Origin of the sequence: Nostoc sp. JL31 (assembly GCF_017114965.1) — a bacterium.
GTDB classification, from domain to species: Bacteria; Cyanobacteriota; Cyanobacteriia; order Cyanobacteriales; family Nostocaceae; genus Nostoc; species Nostoc punctiforme_A.
In genome coordinates this window covers 44,271-69,727 of the sequence record NZ_JABXKO010000089.1, presented here as the reverse complement: position 1 = coordinate 69,727, position 25,457 = coordinate 44,271, and the positions used below count along the sequence as shown (strand labels likewise).

22 protein-coding genes are annotated in these 25,457 nt (G+C 42.6%); 10 read left to right on the top strand and 12 right to left on the bottom strand.

Annotation, left to right across the window (positions count from 1 at the left end):
* Positions 1-27: 27 nt before the first annotated feature.
* On the bottom strand, positions 28-1,188 hold the full coding sequence (gene ssuD / locus HWQ43_RS20675; protein ID WP_292737537.1) for an FMNH2-dependent alkanesulfonate monooxygenase: 1,161 nt from the start codon (positions 1,186-1,188) through the stop codon (positions 28-30).
* A gap of 403 nt (positions 1,189-1,591) precedes the next feature.
* Between ssuD and HWQ43_RS20670 the strand changes: the two genes are divergently transcribed.
* Positions 1,592-2,119, top strand: a complete 528-nt coding sequence (locus HWQ43_RS20670) for an MgtC/SapB family protein (protein ID WP_292737535.1) — start codon at positions 1,592-1,594, stop codon at positions 2,117-2,119.
* Positions 2,120-2,354: 235 nt separating this feature from the next.
* A complete protein-coding gene (msrB, locus tag HWQ43_RS20665; protein ID WP_292737596.1) occupies positions 2,355-2,849 on the top strand; it encodes a peptide-methionine (R)-S-oxide reductase MsrB in 495 nt (164 codons plus the stop codon).
* A 567-nt stretch (positions 2,850-3,416) separates the two neighbouring features.
* Here the strand turns inward: msrB and HWQ43_RS20660 are convergent.
* On the bottom strand, positions 3,417-4,016 hold the full coding sequence (locus HWQ43_RS20660) for an MBL fold metallo-hydrolase (protein WP_099102462.1): 600 nt from the start codon (positions 4,014-4,016) through the stop codon (positions 3,417-3,419).
* Between the two features lie 374 nt (positions 4,017-4,390).
* On the opposite strand from HWQ43_RS20660, the gene HWQ43_RS20655 reads away from it, so the two are divergent.
* Both HWQ43_RS20655 and HWQ43_RS20650 read left to right on the top strand, forming a co-directional pair.
* On the top strand, positions 4,391-5,569 hold the full coding sequence (locus tag HWQ43_RS20655) for an aminotransferase class I/II-fold pyridoxal phosphate-dependent enzyme (protein ID WP_292737531.1): 1,179 nt from the start codon (positions 4,391-4,393) through the stop codon (positions 5,567-5,569).
* Positions 5,570-6,080: 511 nt separating this feature from the next.
* Positions 6,081-6,452, top strand: a complete 372-nt coding sequence (locus HWQ43_RS20650; protein ID WP_292737529.1) for a four-helix bundle copper-binding protein — start codon at positions 6,081-6,083, stop codon at positions 6,450-6,452.
* 199 nt (positions 6,453-6,651) lie between these two features.
* Here the strand turns inward: HWQ43_RS20650 and HWQ43_RS20645 are convergent, their stop codons facing one another.
* A complete protein-coding gene (locus HWQ43_RS20645) occupies positions 6,652-7,077 on the bottom strand; it encodes a hypothetical protein (protein WP_292737526.1) in 426 nt (141 codons plus the stop codon).
* A gap of 435 nt (positions 7,078-7,512) precedes the next feature.
* Between HWQ43_RS20645 and HWQ43_RS20640 the strand changes: the two genes are divergently transcribed.
* Positions 7,513-7,740 (top strand): hypothetical protein, encoded by a 228-nt coding sequence (locus HWQ43_RS20640; RefSeq protein WP_292737524.1) that lies wholly within the window; start codon positions 7,513-7,515, stop codon positions 7,738-7,740.
* A gap of 238 nt (positions 7,741-7,978) precedes the next feature.
* Here HWQ43_RS20640 and modB read toward each other — a convergent pair whose 3' ends face one another.
* Positions 7,979-9,787: a molybdate ABC transporter permease subunit gene (gene modB / locus HWQ43_RS20635; protein WP_292737522.1), complete on the bottom strand. Its 1,809-nt coding sequence runs from the start codon at positions 9,785-9,787 to the stop codon at positions 7,979-7,981.
* Between the two features lie 294 nt (positions 9,788-10,081).
* On the opposite strand from modB, the gene HWQ43_RS20630 reads away from it, so the two are divergent.
* Complete coding sequence (locus HWQ43_RS20630; RefSeq protein ID WP_292737520.1) at positions 10,082-12,130, top strand: TrkA family potassium uptake protein; 2,049 nt, start codon at positions 10,082-10,084, stop codon at positions 12,128-12,130.
* Between the two features lie 287 nt (positions 12,131-12,417).
* On the opposite strand, the gene HWQ43_RS20625 is transcribed toward HWQ43_RS20630, so the two are convergent.
* The gene (locus HWQ43_RS20625; protein ID WP_292737518.1) at positions 12,418-13,320 is read right to left on the bottom strand and encodes a class I SAM-dependent methyltransferase; all 903 of its coding nucleotides are present in this window, start codon (positions 13,318-13,320) and stop codon (positions 12,418-12,420) included.
* Positions 13,321-13,571: 251 nt separating this feature from the next.
* On the opposite strand from HWQ43_RS20625, the gene HWQ43_RS20620 reads away from it, so the two are divergent.
* Both HWQ43_RS20620 and HWQ43_RS20615 read left to right on the top strand, forming a co-directional pair.
* Positions 13,572-15,080 (top strand): FAD-dependent oxidoreductase, encoded by a 1,509-nt coding sequence (locus HWQ43_RS20620; protein WP_292737516.1) that lies wholly within the window; start codon positions 13,572-13,574, stop codon positions 15,078-15,080.
* 145 nt (positions 15,081-15,225) lie between these two features.
* A complete protein-coding gene (locus HWQ43_RS20615) occupies positions 15,226-15,579 on the top strand; it encodes a DUF6464 family protein (protein WP_289797939.1) in 354 nt (117 codons plus the stop codon).
* A gap of 75 nt (positions 15,580-15,654) precedes the next feature.
* On the opposite strand, the gene fmt is transcribed toward HWQ43_RS20615, so the two are convergent.
* Complete coding sequence (gene fmt / locus HWQ43_RS20610) at positions 15,655-16,686, bottom strand: methionyl-tRNA formyltransferase (protein ID WP_292737513.1); 1,032 nt, start codon at positions 16,684-16,686, stop codon at positions 15,655-15,657.
* Between the two features lie 1,138 nt (positions 16,687-17,824).
* Here fmt and HWQ43_RS20605 point away from each other — a divergent pair.
* Positions 17,825-19,159: a hypothetical protein gene (locus tag HWQ43_RS20605; RefSeq protein ID WP_292737511.1), complete on the top strand. Its 1,335-nt coding sequence runs from the start codon at positions 17,825-17,827 to the stop codon at positions 19,157-19,159.
* 388 nt (positions 19,160-19,547) lie between these two features.
* Here HWQ43_RS20605 and minE read toward each other — a convergent pair whose 3' ends face one another.
* From minE to HWQ43_RS20575, 6 genes are all read right to left on the bottom strand, one after another.
* Positions 19,548-19,844, bottom strand: coding sequence for a cell division topological specificity factor MinE (minE, locus tag HWQ43_RS20600; protein ID WP_094350996.1), 297 nt, complete (start codon positions 19,842-19,844; stop codon positions 19,548-19,550).
* 36 nt (positions 19,845-19,880) lie between these two features.
* The gene (minD, locus tag HWQ43_RS20595; protein ID WP_292737509.1) at positions 19,881-20,687 is read right to left on the bottom strand and encodes a septum site-determining protein MinD; all 807 of its coding nucleotides are present in this window, start codon (positions 20,685-20,687) and stop codon (positions 19,881-19,883) included.
* A 172-nt stretch (positions 20,688-20,859) separates the two neighbouring features.
* Positions 20,860-21,900: a septum site-determining protein MinC gene (gene minC, locus HWQ43_RS20590; protein ID WP_292737507.1), complete on the bottom strand. Its 1,041-nt coding sequence runs from the start codon at positions 21,898-21,900 to the stop codon at positions 20,860-20,862.
* Positions 21,901-22,065: 165 nt separating this feature from the next.
* A complete protein-coding gene (locus HWQ43_RS20585; protein ID WP_292737505.1) occupies positions 22,066-23,388 on the bottom strand; it encodes a four-carbon acid sugar kinase family protein in 1,323 nt (440 codons plus the stop codon).
* Between the two features lie 160 nt (positions 23,389-23,548).
* Positions 23,549-24,211 (bottom strand): hypothetical protein, encoded by a 663-nt coding sequence (locus HWQ43_RS20580; protein ID WP_292737503.1) that lies wholly within the window; start codon positions 24,209-24,211, stop codon positions 23,549-23,551.
* A gap of 40 nt (positions 24,212-24,251) precedes the next feature.
* Positions 24,252-24,749, bottom strand: a complete 498-nt coding sequence (locus HWQ43_RS20575; RefSeq protein WP_292737501.1) for a DUF29 domain-containing protein — start codon at positions 24,747-24,749, stop codon at positions 24,252-24,254.
* Positions 24,750-24,813: 64 nt separating this feature from the next.
* Here HWQ43_RS20575 and HWQ43_RS20570 point away from each other — a divergent pair, with 64 nt between their 5' ends.
* Complete coding sequence (locus HWQ43_RS20570; protein WP_292737499.1) at positions 24,814-25,134, top strand: hypothetical protein; 321 nt, start codon at positions 24,814-24,816, stop codon at positions 25,132-25,134.
* The last annotated feature ends 323 nt before the right edge of the window (positions 25,135-25,457 follow it).

The following is a 25,457-nucleotide window of genomic DNA, read 5'->3' as shown; positions in this document are numbered from 1 at the left end:
GGCTGTTAATCTCCTAGTTCTTAATTACTAGGATATGGACGTTGCTCTTTCTTGAGGCTTTTGCTTAGGGAAATCTTCATTTGCCACAATCTCGCCGAATGGACTTAAGACGTGTTGCTTCTCCACTGCGGGTAAATTATCTAATGGCAAATGGGGAAATAGAAGTTCTGCAACTCGATAAGCTTCCTCTAGGTGGGGATAGCCAGAGAGGATAAAGGACTCAATACCTAAATCTGCATATTCTAATATCCTGGCAGCTACGGTTTGGGGATCGCCGACTAAGGCTGTTCCCGCACCACCCCGGACTAAACCGACTCCTGCCCACAGGTTCGGGCTAATCTCTAATGCCTCACGATTACCGTGGTGTAACTGAGTCATTCGCTGTTGTCCAACTGAATCCATTCGGGCGTAAGCTTTTTGGGCTTTAGCGATCGCTTCGTCATCGACATACTTAATCAATTGATTCGCCGCATCCCAAGCTTCACTCTCGGTTTCGCGTACAATCACATGTAGGCGAATCCCAAACCGCAAAGTTCGGCCTTCTGATAAAGCAAGTCTCCGAACTGCTGCAATCTTCTCGGCTACTTGCGCCGGTGGTTCGCCCCAAGTTAGATAGACATCTACGTGCTTGGCAGCAATTTTTTGAGCAACAGGAGAGGAACCGCCAAACCACAAAGGCGGATATGGCTTCTGGACGGGTGGAAACAGCAGTTTCCCATCTTGGATATTAAGATAGTCGCCTTGGAGATTGGCTTGTTCTCCACTAGCGATCGCTCGCCATACTGTTAAAAATTCATCTGTTAATTCATAGCGCTGATCGTGATCCAAATGCAAGCCATCTCCCGCTAACTCTACGGGATCGCCACCGGTCACGACATTAATCAGCAAGCGTCCTCCAGAGAGGCGATCAAAAGTCGCCGCCATCCGCACTGCAACTCCAGGTGATACCAAGCCGGGACGAATCGCCACCAAAAAACGCATCTGTCGCGTTAGTGATACCAGCGTTGACGCTACAATCCAAGCATCTTCGCAAGAGCGGCCTGTAGGCAGCAATGCCCCTGTATAACCAAGATCATCCACCGCTTGGGCAATCTGCCGCAGATAAGGAAAGCTTACTGCCCGTCCACCTGTAGCAGTTGCAAGGTAACGTCCGTCGCCATGAGTTGGGATGAACCATAGTAGCTGCATGAATCCTGTCCTTTTAAACTCCGGCAATTCGATAGAAATACCGTGCTTTATTTTTTGTAGTTTTTAGAGTATCACATATTCTACTGAACCGAGCAAGAAGTTTTCCAAAAAACTCCGGTATCTCTATCAAACCGATGTATATTAAGCCTTGTCAATCAGTTGGGGATTGGGCATTAGCATAGTTATTCTCTCCCTACCCCCTTTCTGTCTCTAGGAAGAATCCAGCAATGGTGGCTTTGTGTATACTTATTTACTTATTCATAACCTTTTGTTAAATTAACCTTAATGTACTAAAAACCTATTGATTTGCTGTGCTTAAGTTTTCAGCTACAAAAGTGGGTAGCCATCCATCTCACTGCCAATAGGTGCAAAATTGTGTTCTATCTCTAGGAGAAATAAGGCAATGGGGCCGATGTTTATTGCTGCCAACGATTGGCCACATATAGCGTTTAGATTATCTTTGGCACTCCTGGTTGGTTGCTTGATTGGATTTAACCGTCAGCAAGGAGGTAGAGCAGGGATGAGAACATTCATGCTCGTGAGTATGGGGGCAGCATTATTTGTGATGATTCCTTTGCAGGCTGAGGGCGAGAGTCCTTATGCTGCTACTAATGCACTGAGTCGCACAATTCAAGGTGTAGCCACCGGGGTTGGATTTCTCGGAGCTAGATTGATTTTACAAGAGTCTCCGAGAAAATCTGCAACGCCAAAAGTAAAGGGTTTAACTACAGCCGCCTGTGTCTGGACAGCGGCCGGCTTGGGGGCTGCAATTGGTTGTGGTTTGTGGCAAATGGGATTATTGGGAGGCTTACTAACTCTGATTACCCTAAGTGGCGTGAAGCGACTCAATCGCATATTTGTATTTCTGACGAGTCAGGGTAAACACGGGACTACTCAGGATCTCACAACCATCTCTGATGAAGATGATTGATTATCTATCGTTATGATCTAGTTAAAAACTATACTTGCTATTGTCCAAAAATCAGGTGAAATAGATCGGATTCCCACCTAGTATTTGGCTGAAAAATAATTTGTTGTTTCTTAGCCAATTTTAATCAGTTTATCAGGGACAATTCAGAGCGATCGCTGATTATAGTCATTCATGTAGGGAATCCCGTACTGGAGTAGATTGCCCAGTGAACCGGAAAATAGAAAATAATAGATATATGGACAAACGCTATTTTTTACAGGCTGGTGCAGTCATAGTCGGCACAGCATTGTTATCAAGGTATATCAATTGGGGGTCACAAGCAATGACAACTTCTCAGAGTGGATTTGAAGTTACTAAACCAGAGTCAGAATGGCGCACGATTTTAACGCCAGAACAGTTTAATGTATTGCGTAAACATGGAACTGAACGCCCTTACACTAGCCCACTAGATAAGGAATACGACCAAGGCACTTATTATTGTGCTGCCTGTGAACTACCACTGTTTACATCTGATACCAAATTTAATAGTGGTACTGGCTGGCCTAGCTTCTTTAATCCAATTGAAGGTGCGATCGCCGTTACTGTAGACAAGTCGTTGTTTATGACCAGAACTGAAGTGCATTGTAGTCGCTGTGGTGGTCATCTGGGTCATGTTTTTGATGATGGTCCTGCACCCACTGGCAAGCGCTACTGCATGAACGGCGTTTCGCTGAAATTTGAGCCTGCTTGATTAAGTTGCGTCACTGATAGGGTAGCATTAGCGAGTCAAGACCTTCCTGCGTCGCTAACGCTGCACTATCGAGCGTCACAGCCCGTCCTAACATCGCACACACAACTTAAATCATTAGATTTTGATACTTGACCAAGGGTGAATAAATTTTTGACAATAACTTTTCCTATTCAGTGCTATTGAACAAAGTATTGTCAATGTAAGGAAATGCAACTCTTGGTCTTTGCTAGAACTATTTACCTAAATCGTCCTATTTACCTGGCTCTTTTTTCTCCTTTTTGTCTTTGGGATCTTTTTTAGGTTTTTTAGCTTCTTTATTACTTTTTCTTTCCTTAGACATCAGCGTTCTCCAACTAGGTAAATCAGTAAAAGCTTTCGCATTCTGCCGTCAGGAAATCAGGATATTAATTACCTGGTATTCTTTTATGGCAAAAAGGAAAGTATCAGACAGAAATGCTACTAACTACCATGATACGGTGTTGTTTGATTTTCGTCTGAGAGCCTTTTTATCTATTTGAACTACCATCGGCTGTAGGGTAGCATAGCTAGCTGTGCTACCCTAATCATTTACAATGTCGCTACAAGATCCTTTAAGCGATCGCGTCCATCCCGAAAGACGGGCCAACCATCCCCCACCAACACTGCTTCTACCCGACTCAGTTGAGCCAACCTGCGAACAGAAGCAACAGCCTCCTCTCGATTCAGCAGCTTGTCATCTGGTAAAATTGTCAAGCTACCTGCTTTACGTGCCCGTACTAAATCCCCTGTAATTAAAGTTGTCTCTTCCAGTAACAAAGCCAACTCACCGGGAGTTTTAGAACCATTGAGTTCAATCACCTCCAGTCCTGGCACAAATTCTTCACCATCAGATAGCCAGCGATCGCAAGGTATAGGAAAACTGTCTTTTTCTGCAATCGGGCCAGCAATCTTAGCATAGGTTTGATCGGCAATTTCTTTACTTGCCCTGACATGCTCAGAATTCGTCAGCACAATCCAAACCACACCGCCGAGGGATTTTAGATGATTCCAATCATGGTTTGATAAGGCTACTGGGTCAATCAAGATGTTGCCATCTGGGCGAATCCAGGCAATCCCATTGAAATCAATATTTCTTGCCGGATTGAAATTAGACCAGCTATACAGATCGGGACGGTGCAAAGATTTCATGATGATTCTGGATCAGTACTTCAATAATTGACTATTAATCTCAATAATTAAGTATATAGATAATAAGGGCATTGGGCATTGGGCAATACAGTTCAGTTAAGCATTTCTTTCTTCTCTTTGCGTCCTTGGCGTCCTTGGCGGTTCGTTAAAAAAATTGAATTTGACAAAGAGTTTTAGCCTTAACCCAAGCGTATTGGGGCATTGGGCATTGGGCATTGGTTATTATCCTGCCTCCCCTGTCATCCCCTGCCCCTCTGCCCCCTTGCTTCTTCCTCTGGATCGGAAATTTGAGTATACTACGATAAATCTATCAATATTATGGTTTTATCTGGTTTACAGAAATTCCCGGATAACGGAAATACGGAGGTATAGGGGTGAGTAAGATTGGGCGGCAAAAAATATCAGCGAAGGCAGAACAGTTTACAGAGTCGGTGATTCGAGAAATGACGCGGGTAGCACTGCAACACGATGCAGTAAATCTGGCGCAGGGGTTCCCTGATTTTCCTTGTCCCTTGGAGTTGAAACAGGCGGCATATCAGGCAATAGAGGCAGATGTTAATCAGTATGCCATTACTTGGGGCGATCGCCCATTTCGTCATGCGATCGCCAATAAAGTCCGTTGGTATCTTGGCTTAGATATTGATCCCGAAACCCAAATTACTGTTACCTGCGGTTCCACAGAAGCAATGGCATCTGTGATGCTAGCGACAGTCGATCCCGGTGACGAAGTAATTGTATTTGAGCCATATTACGAAAACTATGGCCCCGATGCGATTTTAGCTGGTGCTATACCCCGCTACGTGACACTGCATCCTCCCCATTGGACATTTGATGAAGCACAGTTGCGTCAAGCTTTCAATGCCAATACCAAAGCGATTATTATCAACACACCCCACAACCCCACAGGTAAAGTCTTCACCCGTGAAGAACTCACTCTAATTGCCGAACTTTGTCAAAAATGGGATGTGTTAGCGTTCACTGATGAAATCTATGAACATATTCTCTATGACGGCACTCAACATATTGCCCTAGCGACTCTTCCCGGAATGGAAGAACGTACCGTTACTATTAACGGTTTATCTAAAACTTACAGCGTCACTGGATGGCGAGTCGGCTACATTTTAGCAAACCCCGAATTGACAGGAGCGATTCGCAAAGTCCATGATTTTCTTACCGTTGGCGCACCCGCACCATTGCAACGAGCCGGAGTTGCCGCCATGCAACTGCCACAATCTTATTATGAAGAACTAGCCAAACTTTATCACCAGAAGCGAGACAGCATTTTACAAATTCTAGACCTAGTTGGAATTCCGTATTTCGTTCCCAAAGGAGCCTATTACGTACTTGCAGATATTTCCAAATTTGGCTATAAAACAGATGTTGAATTCACTTACCATCTGATTAAAGATATCGGTGTTGCCGTAGTTCCCGGTTCTAGTTTTTTCAGTCAACCAGAAAAGGGACATTCATTGATCAGATTTTGCTTCAGCAAAAGACCTGAGACATTAAAAGCAGCTAGCGATCGCTTACTCAAATTACAATTAAATTTATAACCGACATCATAATATATATTTCTTATCCTCTCTTATGTAAGTTGTGAAAATTACTTTTTTGTGAGGCATTTTTGTTTTAGGTGCGGTTTAAATTCCATTATAAATTACGAATTTATCAGACCATCTATCTTCAAGTTAATATAATTTAATAAAATTTAGATTAATATAATTTTACAAATACTTGATTTAAGCATTCATTTGTTAAAAAAGATAACATCATTTTCGAGTTAAATTTAACTCTAACTTTTGATCCCCGACGTAAAGTTGACTTGGCAAATTAAACCCTACTTTGAAGCGAGGGTTTATAAGCCTTAATGTATAGTATTCCTCATAAAAACAACACTAAATAACTGTAGAATTAGTTCCAATTCCCGGTAATTATATCGGGAAAGTAGGCTTAAAAATTCTGGATTAAAAACCCCATTGACTCTTTAAAAGGATAGGACTAATGTGATGAGTAGTCCTTCCGGGGACACTATTTTATGCATCAAAAAATCAGGAGGTATTTCCGATGATGATGATGATGACTGAAACCATGACTCCAGAAATGCAAACTTGCATGGATGTTTGTATGGACTGTCATAAAATGTGCATGGAAACTATGACTTACTGCATGAGCAAAAGTGGTAAGGACATGGACAAGAGCATGATGAGCATGATGAGTATGATGCGCGATTGCTCTGAAATGTGCATGATGTGCATGAATATGATGATGAGCGGTTCTGAGTTCATGGAACGCACTTGTATGCTTTGTGCGGAAATGTGCGATCGCACTGCAATGGCGTGTGAGATGATGAGCGATGACGCGAAAATGATGGAATGTGCTGCTGTTTGCCGTAAGTGTGCAGAGTCTTGCAGAAGTATGCAGATGATGCCCGCATAATTCTATAACAATCTAGCAGAAGTTTCTCTGCAACCTAATATTTAAGCGCTCAGACTTTTTTAGTCTGGGCGCTTGAAGTAAAAATTTAACTAAAATGGTATGTTGGCGATCGCCTCTACATGATACAACTGTAAGCATTGGTTTGTAGACAGGCGATGTCTACGACGGGCTACGCCTACGCACCGATGAGTCTACAGCCCTAATTTACTGCTGTTTTTGTACTTTTGCCATTTGTCGTTGCCTTCTCTACATTTGGTGCGATCGCGGTTGTAGCCGGTTCAGTGTTAGATGCACCCTTATTGCTCTGGCGCCGTCGCCGCTTTCCCCCCGCCTGCACATACTGCAAACTGTTTTTACCGTAGCGTGTCCCCACACTCATCAACATCTTTTCCGAATAGCTGCTCAAATCTTCCTCTAATAATTGAATCTGTCCCATCGCTTCATCTAAGGTAGAAAGCATTGTGTTGTAGCTTGATAGCTTGGTTTGCAAGGTTTGAATCCGCCTTTGATACTCCGTTAAATTCAAGCTATCACCAAATTCCAGCGTTTCACTAATCGATCGCATCCCCGCAATCCGTCGCGTTGCCTTATCCAATACCGTAGAACCGCGTTTCAATCTTGCCATATATGCGTCTGCTCTCAAAGAAAATATGTGCAAATTAATACATACTTATATTTCCACTCTAGCCATCTGCCATTCCCATTGCCCTGAGCAAAAACAACCAAAAATACAGTATGGTCTAATATGTATCTGCTAATTTTACTGAGAATCATTCTAATATTAAGTATAAAATTTACATACATTGCTATTGAGTCCTTAATATTGCAATACGCTTGGGTTAAGGCTAAAACTCTGTTATCCAAGTCAATTTTTTAACGAACCGCCTTCTCTACGAGAGGCTTCCGCCAACGCGCAGCGTCTCGTAGAGAAGGCGCAGAGGACGCAGAGAGAAGAAAGAGAAGGAAAAAGCTTAACTGAACTGTATTGCTTAATATTGTGTTGGAGTACCCAAATATTGTGTTGGAGTACCCAAATATTGTGTTGGAGTACCCAAATATCGTGTTGAAGTACCCAAATATTGTGTTGGAGTACCCAAATATCGTGTTGGAGTACCCAAATATTGTGTTGAAGTACCCAAATATTGTGTTGGAGTACCCAAATATCGTGTTGAAGTACCCAAATATCGTGTTGGAGTACCCAAATATTGTGTTGAAGTACCTAAATATCATTTTGAAGTACCTGAATATAGCGATCGCAGCCTCACTTGGAGCGATCGCCCTTTGTTAAAAAACCGTTAGCTGTCTCGTTGGGGCTACCGCCAAAAGCAGCATTTCCAGCCCAGAGGCTAGAAACGAGATTTGAAAAGGCTTTTAGCTTAGACTTCTCCAGAAATTAAATATGCGTTATCCATAACCCTTGTAGAGACATAGCACAGCCACGTCTCTACATTCTTTTTCGGAGATGTCTACTATATTGGTTGTGTTTGTGGAATTGGGATTCCGATTTCCGATGTGTATCTCTGCGTTCACTCCATCAAAATCAAGCGCAGAGGATCTAAACGCACATACCAAGGAAAAGGTTGGTCTTTCATCGTCGCCCATTTTTCTTTAAACACTTCAGCTTGCAGATGATAATCTTGAGAATTCTTGCCAGCTGAATATAGTTTGAGAAATAATGTCATTCGATGAGGCGTTTCACTGGTTCGTACCACCCAGCAGGGAAAGGTGTTTTCCTGTGATGAGTCGTTGGTAAAAATGAACTGATGGGCACGAATGCCGACGTGAAATAATTCGCTCTTGACTGGTTCAATTACTTTCAGGGTACAACCCCAATCAGTCGCTTGCACCTGTTGTGATGACTGGAGAACAGCACGGGAGAAGTTTTTACATCCAGTAAGTTGGGCGACACTAACGGTAGCAGGATGCTGGAAAATCTCATGTTTGCTACCATAATGCACGGCTCTACCATGCTCCAATACCAACAGATTTGGGCAAATCCGATAAGCTTCTTCCATATTATGGGTGACAAATAAAGTCACACCTTGGTAATCAGCTAGAGTTTCTGTCATTTGTTGCTCTAATTGGCTACGCAGATGGGTGTCAAGTGCAGAAAACGGCTCATCTAAAAGTAATGCTTCCGGTTGACTTGCCAATGCTCTTGCCAAAGCTACCCGTTGTTGTTGACCCCCTGAAAGTTGGTGCGGATAGCGATCGCCTAATCCCTGCAACTGCATCGCTATTAGTTGCTCCTCCACCTGTACTCGAATATTCCCAGCAGAAAGTTTTTTGGGCAAGCCGAAAGCGATATTCTGCGCCACACTCATGTGCGGAAACAGGGCATAATTCTGCACTAAAAAACCGATGCGGCGATCGCGGCTGGGCAAATTAATTCCTTGTTCGGAGTCAAACAGAACTCTGTCATTTAAAACTATGCGGCCATTTGTGGGCGTTTCTATCCCCGCAAGGCAGCGCAAAATCATACTCTTACCTGCTCCCGAACCCCCTAACAATCCCAAGGGTTGCTCATCAGTAGTGAAAGCAACTTTTAAACCAAAGCTAGGAAGTATTTTTTCAATGTTGACAAACAATCCCCCAGATTCAAAGCTAGATTGTGGAGTATAAAAATTTTCTTCCCCTGCTCCCTGCCCCCTGCCCCCTGCTCCCTCTCCTCTCCCCTTTTCCCTCAATTCTTGCCAGAAGTTGGCTGCAATAATTCCAGAGAGAGAAATCACCATAATTGCGATCGCCCAAAACCAAGCTTCGTTCATTGCTCCCGCTTCCACCGCAAAATAAATCGCCATTGGGATTGTCTGCGTTTGTCCGGGAATATTACCAGCCAGCATCAACGTTGCGCCGAATTCTCCCAAAGCACGGGCAAAAGCTAACATTGTAGCGGCGACAATGCCGGGTAGTGCCAGGGGTAAACTGATGTGCCAAAAGATTGTGGTTTCAGTTGCACCAAGGGTTCTAGCTACTCGCAGCAGATTACCATCTATTTGTTCAAAGGCTCCTAGTGCAGTTTTATACATTAAAGGCAAAGAAACTACCGTGGCTGCGATCGCTGCACCATACCAAGTAAAGACGATGCTGAAGTCAAAAGCCTCCATAAATTTCCCTACAGGGCCATTTTTGCCAAAAAATAGCAGCAATAAGAACCCGACAACTGTGGGCGGTAAAATTAGAGGCGCAATAAAGATACCCTCAATCAACGATTTACCTTTGCCACGATATCCCAGCATCCAGTAGGCAGCAGCTATACCCAAGAAGAAGGTGATAAATGTGGCAAGTAATGAAGTTTTAAGTGATATCCAAAGAGGCGATAAATCCAATGGCATAGTTGCGTAGGGAAGAATTAGCTCAACTAATCCCTAATTTACCAACTTTGGCTTGAATATGTTGGAAAAAGTTGGTAAATTACATCACAATCAATCAGGGAAATCCCAAAAACTAGCCAAGCTTTCAACAAAAATTGCGTTCAGTTGGGTATCAAGTATCAGAATTCGATACAGTTTATTATTATTTGATACTCATCTTGAAACCAACTGGTAAAATTGTTGGAAATTACCAAAGTGTAAAAACCCTACTAAACACATCCTGTTAGCAGTATCTAATGCTACCGTCAACAGAAAGTGCATCCCCCTCCTACCAGCAATCAAAAAAAAACCCAAGACCTTTTCTTAGTATGCGGACTCAAAAGTTTAGGGCAACATTGCGTTGCAATCCTCAAGGAATACGATGTTAAAGTCAGCGCAATAGAGGATGTACAGCCCGAACATTGGGAAGTCCCAGAAGTAACTAACTTACTAGAAAAGTTAATCATAGGAGACTGTCGCCAGCCAAGTGTTTTAGAGCGGGCAGGTATAAGGCAGTGTCGTTCAATACTTTTAGTAACCAGAAATGAGCGGATAAATATAGAAGCTGCCTTTGCAGCACGGCGTCTTAATCCGCACGTTCGCTTGATTGTACGTTCTGACAAACAAAATTTCAACAAACTCTTGTGGGAAAATCTCGGCAATTTTGTTGCCTTTGAACCTACTCATCTTTCAGCTCACGCCTTCGCTTTGACAGCTCTTGGTTCTGAAGCTATTGGATATTTCACCTTAGAAGGGCAACTGTTGCAAGTCATAAAGCATAAGGTACAAGCGAAGGATAGCTGGTGTAATGGCAAGCCAGTACATAGACTGAATCTGACAACTCGCCGCATCTTGAGTCACAAACCTGTTTCATCTCAACCACTCAAAGAATTGTTTGGCTGGAATCCAGAGGCAGAAGTACAGGTAGGAGACACACTAGTTTACATTGATGTTGCATACGAACTGGCTTTATCTGAGCAACACTCGCAATCTCATAGCCAAAAGTGGCAGTGGCAAAAGTTGGTTCAAGGCATCACAGCGAAAAATCTCAAGGATAAAATAGTGCAATTTTGGCAATCTTACTACCAAAGCCAAAATCAAATCCGGCGAATTGCGACAATCTATGCCATTACTGTACTCATCCTGTGGCTTGTTGGAATAATTCTTTACCGATTATATTATCCTGACATCACCATCCAAGAAGCTTTCTATGCAACAGCAATTTTGCTTTTGGGAGGATACGGAGATTTATTTGGCGGTGTTGAGTTTGCATCACAATCAAAGCCCTCAGACGCTATCCCTTGGTGGTTGCGGTTTTTTAGCCTGGGAATGACGTTGACAGGGCAAGCTTTCGTGGGAGTATTATATGCGCTGCTGACTGATGCTCTTGTCACTTCAAGATTTCATTTTTTCAATTCCCGCCCTCCCATCCCACAACGCAACCATCTGATAATTATTGGCTTAAATCGCTTAGGACAGAAAGTAGCTGCTCTTTTGCAGGAACTCAACCAGCCGTTAGTAGGAATTCACCCTACCACTCTCGACCAAGAAACTTTACCCGATATGCCCCTTATCGTTGGTAATGCTACCGAAGCACTCACTAAGGCAAATCTCTCCCATGCCAAAAGCATCATTTTAGTTGGGGACGATAATATGGAAAATCTAGAAATTGGTTTGATGGCTCATGCAATGAACCCTGCCACTACCTTGATTATCCGCTCTCAAGACCGCCAATTTAGTGATAATGTCGCCCCTCTGTTTCCCTATGCTCAAGTTATATGTGGCGCGGCTTTGGCGGCAGAAGTCTTTGCTTGTACTGCTTTTGGAGAAAATGTTCTGAGCTTGTTTCACTTGAATGAGCAAATAGTCATGGTGACGGAATACAAAATTGAAGATGGCGATACCCTGAATGGTTTGCTTTTATCTGAAATAGCATCTGGCTACAGTGTTGTACCGATTCTCTACCAGAAATATCAGCAAGACAATTACTCTTTAATGCCCTGGTATGATGTTAAGCTTGATGCAGGCGATCGCTTGATTGTTTTAGCCACAAGCAGTAGTTTGCAGCGAATTGAATGGGGTGAAATGCTGCCTCGTCTTTGGCAAGTGCAGATTGAAAAAGCTCTGACTACAAATGCCATTATGTATGGTGCTGAAGAGATAGTTTTGATTACAGGATGTAGTTCTACTACCGCTAGGCAATGGATGAATAATTTGCCTAGAGTGTTACCAATACCACTTTATAAACATCAAGCTCAACGTCTTGTGCGCGAGTTAACAAAAGTACAAGTTTTGGCAAATGTTATCTTCATTGGGCAACCTTGAATTTTTCATAACTAGAAGTCATATCAATACTGTTCGGTTAAGGCAAGAGACGCGATGATTTATCGCATCTTTAGGATCTAGAATTTTCATCCAAAAACCTTAGCCGAACCGTATCGGAAGTCATACTGTGGATAATTATTGGAGTTTAGACTAAATAATCAAACTCAAAACAAAAAATAAAAAACTAAAGTTCATAGGCATTTATTGTAAAAGTAAAAGCACAACATTGTTGTGCTTTTGTAGATTATTTGTATTCAGTTCATTGTGACAGGCAGATAGTTTCTTAATTAGTCAAGTTGAGTACTGTAGGCACTAAAACCGTAAGCCAAAGTTTCTTTTAAGCTATCTGATGGCTTGAGACTTCTGTTGATAGCATTAGCAAAAGGTACGGGAATCCCTTTGATGGTTTCCGGCAAAATTGCATATTCTGCTGTTGGTTCGACAATGTATTCTGGACACTTCGCTTTCATCCCAGCAGTAGCTAACATTTCTTCTATTTCAGCAGATGAATATTGCTTGAGATAAACTGGATTTCTTACAAATGGATTCAGCCTTCTGATAAAATTGTGGATAATATGAGAAGGACAGGACTTATTGTGAAATGAATGATTAAAAACAAAAATTCCACCAGGTTTTAGCACCCGACAGATATCAGCCAATAAATTTCTTAATTGGGCATCTGGGATATGCATAAAGACACAGTTAGAAATTACCAAATCTATAGAATTATCTTCTAAAGGCAATGTTTCAGCAGAAGTGCAAATCAAGTTAAATTCAGCTTCTGGGAAAAAATTGTATTCTTGTTTAACTTTGATTAGCCGCCGCAATAAAGGTTCAGAAATATCAATGCCGTAATATTTCTCGCATTTCAGATTTTTCGCTTTAGAGAGATGTAAAGGTGCGCGACCATAACCTGAACCAATTTCTAGAATAGAACCGACAGATTTATTCAACGGAAATTTGTTCCAAGTACCTCCAGGCGTGCCAGTTAGCAGAGTGTAATCTTGTTTAATGGGCGATGTCGCGGCAATTTTTTCAATTTTTTGGGAACCATAGTATGTTTTACCAATTGCATCCCATGTTTTTTTATGTTGAGTATTAGTTAATTGTTCATAGTCACTAGGAAAATAAATACCATCTCGTAATTCAAAGTCATTCAAACTGGATTTTACATTTGCTAATTGAGACATTATGATTATCCTCATGAATAGTTAAGTCTGTTTTCTGTTATACTCTTAACTCAGCATTACCCGCAAGTGATTTTTACTGAACGACTTTCCCTAAGCCTTTTTTAAACTCTATAACTATTTTAAATTCGATGGAATGTGCTAGCAAAGCGCCTATTGCATCCAACTGAAAACCGCTATAATGACAACCCTTACTCGATCGAAACACAAGTTCGTATACATTAGTTGATGGACTGCAACAATTGGAGGCTGCGATGGTAGGAGGGTTACAACAAAAACGGGTGGTAGTTGTAGGTGCTGGTTGGGCCGGTTTAGGAGCAACCTACCATTTGGCAAAACAAGGTTATGATGTGACACTTCTCGAAGCCGGCCCCTATCCCGGTGGATTGGTGGCAGGTTGGCAAACATCTGCCGGAAAATCTGTTGAAGCTGGCATTCATGGCTTCTGGTATCCTTACAAAAATATTTTTTCCCTAATCAATGAATTAGAAATTAATCCTTTTACTACTTGGACTCGTTCTTCGCAATATTCGCCAGCAGGTTTGGAAGTTGAATCACCGATTTTTCAAGATTTACCGCGACTCCCCTCGCCACTAGGAACTTTTCTCTACACTCAGTTTAAGCGGCTGCCACTAATTGACCGTCTTAGCGCCCTGCCTTTACTTTATGCTGTCGTTGATTTTGACAATTCTGATGCAGCTTGGCGGCGCTATGATTTTGTAACTGCCCGTGAATTGTTCAAAGACTTTAACGTTTCTGCACGACTTTACCGCGAGGCTTTTGAACCGATGTTATTAGTGGGCTTATTTGCCCCTGGCGAACAATGTTCAGCCGCCGCAACTTTAGGAATGCTTTACTTTTTTATTCTGGCTCATCAACCCGATTTTGATGTGGTTTGGTGTCGGGGAACTGTCGGAGAAAAAATATTTCGTCCTTGGGTGGAACGTATCGAAAAAGCTGGTGCGCGAGTGTTGCCCAAGCGTCGGGTTACAGACTTAATTGTTGATAGTAATCAAGTCAAGGGTGTGGTTTGTGGTGATGAAGTAATTGAAGCAGATGCCGTGATTTTTGCCGTTGGGATCACGGGGATGAAAAAAATTGTCTCAACTAGCCCTAGTTTACAAAGCCGTGAAGAATTCCGTAATTTGAACAATTTAGGAGCAATTGATGTTTTAGCAACGCGACTATGGTTTGACCGTAAAATTGATATTCCTCGTCCTTCTAATGCTTGTTTTGGATTTGACGCAAGTACAGGTTGGACGTTTTTTGATTTGAATGCTCTACATGATGAATATCGGGATGAACCGGGAACAGTGATTGAAGCTGATTTCTATCATGCGAATCAGTTTCTCAATTTGAGCGATGAGGAGATTTTATCAATAGTTCAGGGTTACTTAGCAACTTGTGTGGCAGCCTTTCGGGAGGCAAAGATTATTGATAGCAGTGTAATTCGGCTACCTCAAGCGGTAACTCACTTTGCACCTGGCAGCTATCGTTATATGTTGCCCGCTAAGACAAGTTTTGAGAATGTGTTTATGAGTGGGGATTGGATTGTGAACCGTCATGGTTCCTGGTCGCAGGAAAAGGCTTATGTTACTGGTTTAGAGGCGGCGAATTTGGTGGTGTCTTATTTGGGAGAGGGTCAGCCATCTGAGATTTTAGCTGTAGAAGAGGATGAAGTGCATATCCAAGTGGCGCGATCGCTCAACCAAACTTTGCATAACTTGAGCAAATCTATCCTACCTAACTTTTGGTTGCCGTAATCTGTAGGGATGCACTGCTGTGCTACCCTACTGTTTGTATATTTCTCGCAAATCTAGTTAATCATTAATTGTAATTTAAATTCGGTAAGCTAAAGAAAGCGATCGCGATACTATCCTTATAATGTAAATCAAATCACATAAGCTTATGGAGCCAGACTCTTTACCAACCGAGGTGATTCTGACGCACCCGCGTGAGTCCCTTGGTAGAGTGCAACTTGATTGGACACCCCAACCCGGAAACTATCTCGATTTTGAAGGTAAAACCTACGCAGTTTTAGAGCGCCGCCATAGATACAAACTTCAAGCTGGGCGCTATCGCTTGCATAATATTGTCATTTATGTACAGTCTGCTAAACGACCATCTGAGAAAAGTTTGGTAGCGGGACGTTGGGTAATCGGTGATGCCACCTGCTGCTACAATGCTCATTCAGAACTCATTCGCTGTGCAGTCAACCCAGATGGGCCTTGCGAATCTTGCCGCTTTTATGAAAAGTCTTAGGAGAGACGCGATTAATCGCGTCTGTACAGGAGTGAGGAGTTAAAAGTTATTTTCGTCTCATCTCTTCCATCCCCGTCAGTTTCCCGCACCAAAAACTTCTCCCACAGTTAAGCGGGTACCATTTACAAAATCCCATCCCGACTGGGGACGTTTACCGGCTAGCTGAACTTCTCGCAACAGCAACAATCCTTCCCCAGTCTGGACGATTGCGCCAAGTCCTTTGACAATGCTCACTACAACTCCTGGTCGATCTGATACGTTTGACAAATCAGGCAATTTATGAGTCAATTCTTGCAATTCTGGTGGGAGATCGCGTAGACGCGGAGCGGCTTGCCGCCAGACATCGCTTACAGAACCAAGGGGAGCAGAAGCGGTGATTTTCAACAGGTTGTCACGAAAGGTAGCCGTGCAGTTAGGGTAAAAGCCTCTGATTTGATTGTGTAATTGAATCGCGCTTTTTGACCAATCCAAAGCATAATCTTGTTTTTGAATCAGAGAGGCGTAAGTAGCTGCTAAATTATCTTGGGGAATTGGTTGAATTTCCTTACGTTCCAGCTTCAGCAGAGTTTCCACCAATAAATCTCCACCAATCGCCGCTAGTCTGTCGGCTAAATCTTGGGCATTATCCAGTAATCCAATAGGTGTAGTGGCGATTTGGAGCATTGCGCCGGTATCCATCCCCACATCCATCAACATGGTGGTGATCCCCGTTTCCTTCTCACCGTTATACAAACACCACTGAATCGGCGCTGCACCGCGATATTTGGGTAAAATCGAACCATGCACATTAATGCAAGCTAATTTTGGCATATTCAAGATTTTTGCCGATAAAATCTGTCCATAAGCGACAACAACAAACACATCTGCATCTGATTGTTTGAGTTTGCTTAAAGTTTCAGTATCTTTTTTCACCCGTTCGGGTTGCCATACTGGTAAATTGTGAGCAGTTGCGATCGCTTTTACTGGTGAAGGGGTCAGTTTATTTCCGCGTTCCCGGCGTTTATCTGGTTGGGTGACAACCGCCAGCACCTCAAATTCTGAATGATTCAATAATTTTTCCAAGGTGGGTACAGCAAACTGAGGTGTACCAAAAAATACAATTTTCATTAATAATTAGTAGTTGCTAGTCGTGAGTCATTAGACTTCTTGCATAAATCAAAAGCCCTGACCCTAAATCAGAGGGACTTTGAATTTGGCTCCCCTGCTCCCAAAATTGGCAGAAGGGGTTAGGGGATGTAGCAAGATCCCCCAGAGTGGGCGAATTTTGTATTTGTGCAAGAGGTCTACTAGTTAATCGTAAGTGCGCCCCTCATAACTGACAACATTTAAGTTGCATGTTGAAACAGAATTCACTCAGCCAGCATCTAGCAGTCTCCTAAATTCAAAACAGCAGTTGCAAAATACAGTTGTTAGCTGTAAATAATATTGGCTGTTTGGTGGTACAATACTTTCGTATTCATGAAACCAAAGGCTGCTTGATTAACTTAATAGTTAAGTTGACAAGTGTAACAGCTAGTATCAGCCGCATCTGCCTCTAGTGAACCTAATCACTTAGTGGTTATTCGTTGCGATTCGCTAGAGCATCTACCGAGTTAGTTTTGTTGTGTTTCCGATTGTCTTCCCGAAATTAGCTTTAAATGTAGTTAAATTTCCGAAAAACTATTGCGTCTTCTAGCTATTTTTGTAGTTTAGATAGCAATTTATAACTTTGGGTTGCTGATAGCAATATCTTCTGAGTATGATGTATTATGCGTTCGCTTTCCCAGGTTTTTAATTAACGCCTCACGTTTGCCATAATGAGGGTTTGCGCTGTTATATTTGGTGTGTAACCTAGCTTATTTACTGTGTACTAGCGATCACTAGTACGATCCCCGGTAGCTAAGTTAGCTTATCTATTATTTGCCAGCGTCATTCCTCGAACTATATCCCAAATATTCCTTAACCAAGACTTATTTTTTGGTGCGATTGGATATAGGGAAAATATATATTGTGTAGTTATTGTGTAGTAATTACTGAGTTCTCAGCATATTTACTATACTCGCATATTTTTGCAAAAAAATATTCAGTACCTAAGTAAAAAAAGGCGTAGACAATGATACTTAATTTTTGTAAAACTCTGCAAACTTTGAAGATATTATCTCGTCATTACTTTTAGTTTCTTGTTATACATATAACTACCACCTGCCCCATTGCTGTTGATGTATTGCTTCTCACATAGCAATTGCCCCCTCTAGAGAGTCTACAAATGCTTAAACCCCTTTTGCTGTCAGGATGGTTCCGCACACAACCATTTCTCAATTACGTTGTCGTTGTGATGCTTATTGCACCATTATTAGGAGCATCGGCTCACTCGATCCCAGTAAGATCCGAAGTACATAAACTAACTTCGATGGCTGGAGAATCTGACTCTGTATCAAAGGAAATAGCTGTAGTTGGGGAACCTGAGATAGCTGAAACATTAAAAACAGATCAAATCGAATCGATAACAAAAGAATTTGAGTCTGTGCCAACACAAAGTACTGCTGTTCAGGAACCGCAAGTATTACCAGCAAATACAATTGAGTCTTCAACTGAAGTAGATAATTATCTCTCAAGCAGCGATTTAGATTTAAGCGATGTAACTGTTCCCGATTCTTTGGCAGCAGTTGAACTCGCACCATCAACAGATGTTCCTGTTAGTCAACTTAATTTAGTACGCAAACTTAAAGCTGCTAATGTCAAGTCTTTAAGAGGACAAGAAAATTATCTCTCTAGAGAAAAGTCTTTTACTCAATCATTGACAGCAACTCAAGTAGCACCAGCTATTAGAGAATCTCAATCAACCACAACGACCGAAATACCTGTTGTGGAAACAGTTAATGAGTCCCAAGCAGAACAAATAGATCCCATCGGTAGTCCTCATCCGATTCCTTGGAAATGGATTACAGCAACTCAAGAAGCGATTGCTTCTAATGGTGGTTCTGGAGTGCGTCACTATCGTAGCGTACCCGTGATTTCTCCAGATGGTAAATATGCTGTTTATAGCCGGGTGCAGCTGGAAGTAAAACCGCAAATGTACAACAGCCGTGTCACCAGCGTCATGTTTATCCAAGATATGCACACTAAGAAATTGTGGGTGATGGCTTCAACGACTCCAGTTAGCGATCCTTTATTAAAGCTAAAGGCTGTAAAAGGGGAATCGTTAGAAGAAAATGATCCGAGCGGTAAGATTGGGGTATTAGTTCCAGTTAGCTGGTCAGAAAAAGGCGATCGCTTCTTAGCACGCAAGTTTGAAGGTATATTTAACACAGGTGATTCTACAGATAGTGCAGTGATTTGGGATCGGCAAAAAAATCACACTAACACAGTCGCTCCCGTGAGTGAGGAAGAACATGAGAAAATTGCCGTATTGTTAGGCTGGAGTAAAAGCCAACCGGATCATGTGTTATTCCGTGCAGGGGAATTGGGTGAGGAAAACTGGCCATTAATGCAAGTTGCTAATGATGGCAAGACTATCACTACAACAGACAACGATCGACCAATTACTTTTGGTAAAAAGGTGACAGAAATTTGGGCAGGCCCACAAGTTGCCTACCGATAGATTATAAAAAACCCTACATACTCCCGTTGTCAGCAGTGACGACAACGGGATTTTTTTATTCCTGTTTTCAGAGAATGACAGAGGTTGGATATCTTCAATTTTTACTGCTTTGGTGAGACAAATTCATATTTTCAATCAGCAATATAATACTTGCCAAACCATCTTTAACAATTCAAAATTCAAAATTCAAAATTAAAGACATTTCAGACGGGGATTTAAACCCCGACTGAAATGGGTGCTACATGTAGATTGCAGGTTCTTAAACCCTTTAATTTACGATAAAAAAGTAGTTTGTAGTGGGGACTTTAATCCTCAAAGCCAGGACTAAAGTCCTTACTACGAACGAACAATTTAACTAAATCATAAATATAAATACTTAAAATTCAAGCTAGAGAGGCTTATCACCTCTTTCCCACTCAGGTATAGCACCCTTCACCCGGCGGATGGGCAAGTTGGCGATTAAAGCTGTGGTTCGTTGGTTGCTTTCTAAGGAGAACTCCAAGCCCTCTGTCTCAATTTCTACATAGCGACAGACTACATCTAGGATTTCCTTCCGCATTTTTTCCAACGTTTGAGGATCTAAGTCAGCGCGATCGTGAGCAATCACCAATTGCAGGCGACGTTTAACTTGAGTTCGACTGCTATCAGGGCCGCGAAAAAAAAGTTTTTCTAGAAGTTCAATCATTACGAATAGGTCTGGGGCGGAGACTGGAAAGGTAAGTTAAACAATCTTTGTCCTGAACAACCTTCGTAGACGGGCGAAGATGCTGTCTTGGGACGAGTCGATCTCCAGAAATTCGACACTTTCCCCTTCTAATCTACGAGCAATGTTCTCAAAGGCTGTGGCAGCTAAAGAGGGATTTTCCGCTAACACTAAGGGTTCGCCGCGATTGGTAGATACAATAACACGCTCGTCGTCAGGGATTACCCCGATCAGGGGAATGGCGAGAAGTTCCTGAACATCTTGCACTGACATCATATCATTTGCCTGCACCATTGAGGGTCTGATGCGGTTAATTATTAAATGAACACGCTTGATACCTTGTGCCTCAAGTAACCCCACTACCCGATCGGCATCGCGAACTGAGGAAATTTCTGGTGTGCTGACAACTAGCGCTTCTTTGGCCGGGCCGATCGCATTTTTAAACCCATTTTCAATACCGGCAGGGCTATCAATAATCACATACTGATATTTTTGCGCTAGTGCATTCACCAATAACTTCATCTGTTCGGGTGTGACTGCATCTTTGGAGCGATTTTGGGCTGCCGGCAGGAGTACGAGATTGGGTTGGCGCTTATCTTTCACCAAGGCTTGTTCTAACCGGCACTCTCTGGCTAAGACTTCTACCGCAGTATAAACGATGCGGTTTTCCAGCCCTAAGAGCAAATCCAAATTTCTCAGACCAAAATCCGCATCAACCAAAGCAACTTGACGCCCCATTTTGGCCAAAGCCATACCCAAATTTGCTGAAACTGTGGTTTTACCCACTCCTCCTTTACCGGAGGTAATCACAATAATGCGAGTCATGATAGAAATGCGGTCAATGAGGGTTCAGGAAATATAAAACAGTAAATTGCAGTATAAAGTATGAAGTATCGTATCAAGTATGAAGAAATATCTGTTCTCCCTGATGAGGGCGAGGCATGAATATTTGTCTTATTTCATCTTTACTTATATACTTCATTCTTTAAGTAAATATTTATGGTTCTTGATTGCTCTTGGTGAATTGGTTTCTGGAAAAATCAGTAGCCCTAGCGATACGAATTCCTTGAGGCGTAATATGTGCCACCTCTGGAGAAAACTGCATTGGCGGTTTTTCTGGTGCTCTAGCTACAGCATCTGCGATCCGCAGTTGGGTTGGTTCCATTTGCAAGGCCATAATCAGACACTCACTATTGCCTCCAGCCCCAGCATGAGCAATTCCACGCAGACGGCCCCAGATAATAATATCTCCATCTGCAATTACAATACCACCTGGGTTTAAATCTCCCAAGAGAATTACTGTCCCAGGATGACGAATTTCGACTCCAGAGCGGACTGTCATTTCTAAATAGAGGGCATCTTCTTGGGGAATCGCTGTAGCCGCTGGCTCGGAACTCAGGGAAGTTACGGGCTGTAATTGTTCTACTGAATACCCAGATGTCACGGCAGCGATCGCAGTTTGCCGCCGACTCGTCGAGACAGATATCAGGCGGAGTTGGACTTCAATCAAAGCCTCGGCGAGTTCTTGGAGTTGTCTGGCATCTACCAAACGGTCTTGTGCCATTAAATGCACAGGTGTATTAGATACACGGAAGCGATCGCCTGCACTCAGACGTTGCCTTATTTGTTGCCAAATATCAGACCAAGTGAGTTCTGAGGCAGATACTTGAGATTCTGAGGGCAAGATTAATAACAGTCGTCCCTCCTTACTTTTTAACTGGACTTGACTATTGTCATTTACACGATGCCCTGGTAATGCTAACTCATCGGGATTTAAATCAGTCAGGATAAAATCCGATCCGGCATCAGGATTTGACTCTACATTTGGGTCAGCAGGATTTGACTCTACATCTCCAAGGACAGTATTTGATTTTAAATAGAGGAGAACAGATTTTAACTCAGCATCCGGGAGGATAGAATCTGACTCTACATCAGAAACACTAGGATTTACCTCTACCTCAGAAAGGATAGAGTTTGATTCTGCATTAGGAAGTGCAGAATTTGACTTTAGATTGGGAATCGCAGAATCAGAAGTCATGCAGTACTAGCCAAAAGACAACAGTTTTTAAATTTTGGGTCGCACCTTTGGTGCGCTGACAGCGCAACTTGGATTTTGGATTTGTGTCACTCACAAGGGGTGTTGGCGTAGCGGAATATTAGTCCGACATTAACCAAAAAACTCTTTAATCTAAAATCTAAAATCTCAAATTGGCACGGTCAACCTCTGATAAACTGTCCCCAAGGCATCAGCATCGCCGACATTACCTGGAAACAGCACCACAGGCAAATCAGGAAACTGGGGATGATCGGATGACGTTAACACCATTGAACAACCAGCTAAAATTTGACCGAGTAAACGGGCTGAAGTTAAAGCTAGTCCAGTACTCAAGACATCGTTTGAAGTAATGCCACCCTTGCTGATTAAGAATCCTATATCAGATGGTAAACCGCGCACAATATCCATTAATAAATTTGAAACTTTTTCCCCAAACTCTAATCGTGTCTTGACATCTTGAAAATTTAGTTCCTGACGGCTAGTATAAACCACTGGTGTTTTGGCAGCTTCGTGTGCCGCCCGTGTACTTTCTTGGATTTCAGTTAGTAATGTCGCAGATTGATTTGCATCATCAAGTAATCGCGCCACATTCACTTCGATTCCTACAGTTCCTTCTAGTTGCAACAGCGCTTCTAATTGCTGGGTAGTCTTTTTCACATGGGAACCAACAATCACTGCACCTGGTTTGCCTTGGCGCACGTACTGCGCCATGTTTTCGGCAGCAATGGGTTGGGGAGGTAAAGCAGCTAAAGCCGTTAAAATACTTGCTGCACTGCGAAACAGAAAGCGTTTCCCTTGACTGGCGGCTGCTAATATATCCACTGCAAAGCGGTTGAGATCGGCTTGAGTTTCACCATCGACAACAGCGCACTGATTACCATGAAGTTGTAACAATCGTTCCAAACTACCAGCGCGAATATCGGACAGGAGAAACCTTTCTACAACTTCGGCACTAATTCGTCCTTGAGTCTTTTCTTCAACGTACTTGGGTAAGTAGCTGTGATGGTAGCTGAAGACGGAATCACGGGCAAATTCGGTTTCATGGACTGGGGTGGTTACACCGCCAATAATCAAGTAATGCACGCTGTCGCGGGTGATGCGTCCACCCTCGAAAAATGCTGGTACGAGAAAATGAGCATCAAAGGGGCCAAGTTCTTGTGCGATCGCATCTGTTTCAATAGGATAATGTCCCCGCAAAGTAGAATCAGAACGGCTGACAATCAGAAAATCGTCGATTCCTTCAGCATTCAAAGCGATTTTCAGGTTCTGGCAAACTTCTTTGGTGACAGATGCAGCTGACTCTGGCGTTAGCGATCTAGTATTAGTCAGCACAAAGAAAATCGGCGAATCATCCTGCAACCCACGGCGTAAAGTCTCCACATCCCAGTGCATTAGCAGCAAGCAGCTGTGGACTGTTTGAGAACCTGTAGGGTCATCATCCAGGACAATTATTTTGGGTTTGTTGCTCATTTAAGTCAACGGGGCGATTGTTTTCTGGGAAAGTATTGGGCGAGTAGAAGTCACTACTACACAAAGTAAAGTCCACCTCTGTGGACTAATCCAAAATCAAGGGTTTTCTAACCTGTGGAGGCAGGTAAAGTCTCGTGTAGCCACTTTTACAAACATTCTCTTAGCCTTTCTGCAATTTTCTGATTTCTGCTTGCACATCGATCGCAATTTGCAATGATTGATTTAGCAGTTGAGCATATTCGCCTGCTTGACTACTAACTTGTAAAGCTCGCAGACTGGCTAAATTATTCACAAATAACTCTTGGTTATTAGCAAGCAATTTTTTATTATCCCGCAAAATTCGTTCCGTTTTCAGAGCGCGGACTAAATCTTCTCTAATTAGTTGCAGGGCGGCGGTGACTTTATCTCGATCGTGGATACTACTTTCTACGTTTCCTGATGCTGCTAATTGGTCATTGATATCGATAGCAGCAACCAGGTCATGATATTTATCAACTTCATCTAAAAGTATTGTCAGTCCTTCAGGACAGGTTAATTGTCGCCATAGCCATCGCCCCATTAATATCGGCATTGGCACTAAAATTAGTAAAAGAATTCCCAGTCGAATTGAAGAACCAATAGTTGGAAGAATAATAAACGCGTAAACAAAGCCTACAATTATTGGCGTTAGCGCCAGCGTCACCAGCATTTCATTGATAAAAAACCCTAATCGCTTTTTGCCATCTCGCAAAACTGAGGGACGAAAAACGTCTTCTGGATCGAACCCAGTCAAACGTCTTAGTTCCCCCTTACTAATTTCCAAGCCTATTAAGTCCGGCTGCACGGCTGCATACTCCTATGGAAACCCAAGTTGCGTATTCATTTTAATCGGGTTTACCGTGATGATTGTGGTTATATTCAGGAAACCAGTTTTCATCTAAGATTTGTTCTAAAGAGCCAAGAAGTGCAACAGGGAATGTATCAATAGGAAGTTTGGAGCGATCGCTTGCTTCTGCCCTTGCTTCTTGGTAGCACGCATCAAAAATTTCTAAGATGTAAGGCTTAAGACTAGGACTTTCTTTGAGTTGATCCTTAATCTCTCTACGAAATGTCCTGATTTCTCCTTTCCAATGCCCTTCATTTCGCTCCCGTTCTTTATCCCAGTATGTGAGCTTAAGGAGATGTTCAAAAAGTCTAATCAACAGACTTTTCACCGTTCGCTTCTCCCTTCTACCCATAGTTTCTAATTCTTCTAACAAATTATCTAAATCAACATCAGAAAACTGTCCAGCGCGAAGTTGATTGATAGTTGTCCTGAGCCAGAGATAATAATCTTCGTCGTATAAGGTTTGAGTTGCTGATTGGATTATTGGTGTCACCATAGACTAGCCGAACTCCTACTATTTTTTTTATTTAGCTCAATTGAGCTTCTATCCAAAATTGCCTGTGATCTCTGACTGTGAAACTCAAGAGCGTACCTTTGAGGATCGCGATCAACTCGCGGCTGAATTTACCTACTTCTCTGATTGTATTCTGCAAGATAAAGACCCAGAGCCATCTGACACGGAAGGCTTGATTGATGTTTCGATCATTCAAGCACTTTATCAGTCAATTGAAACTGGTCAACTTGTGCAGATCCAAACTCGCGATGCCTGCGGCGGTAAACTACGCCATCAACGTTCCACATCGGCTCAAACTATTGAGCGTCCTCCTAATGACGAGAAGCCAGACTTGATTCATGCTACTGCACCTTCTGGGCAGTCGTAAGGTTGGTTTCAGAACGGGAATGCATTACTGAACGTGTTTGCTTACTCCAGTAGTCGTGCTATAAGTGAGACGTGTTAGGAACTTCCAAATAAAAAAATACCCAATTACTTCTTATGGAGGGCGTTTCGTCCGCCCTTGACTACGGGCGGGCGAAACGCCCCCCAGAGGATTGGATAATTTATTTATTGGGAGTCCCTTAACGATTGAGCCAACGTGACAGCTTTCTTGCCAAAAATGGCATGACCTAGTAGCTCTTGATGACAACAACTAATGTCAGATTGTGGTAATCTATTTTTGAATTTAGTTGGGTGTACCCGTTGATG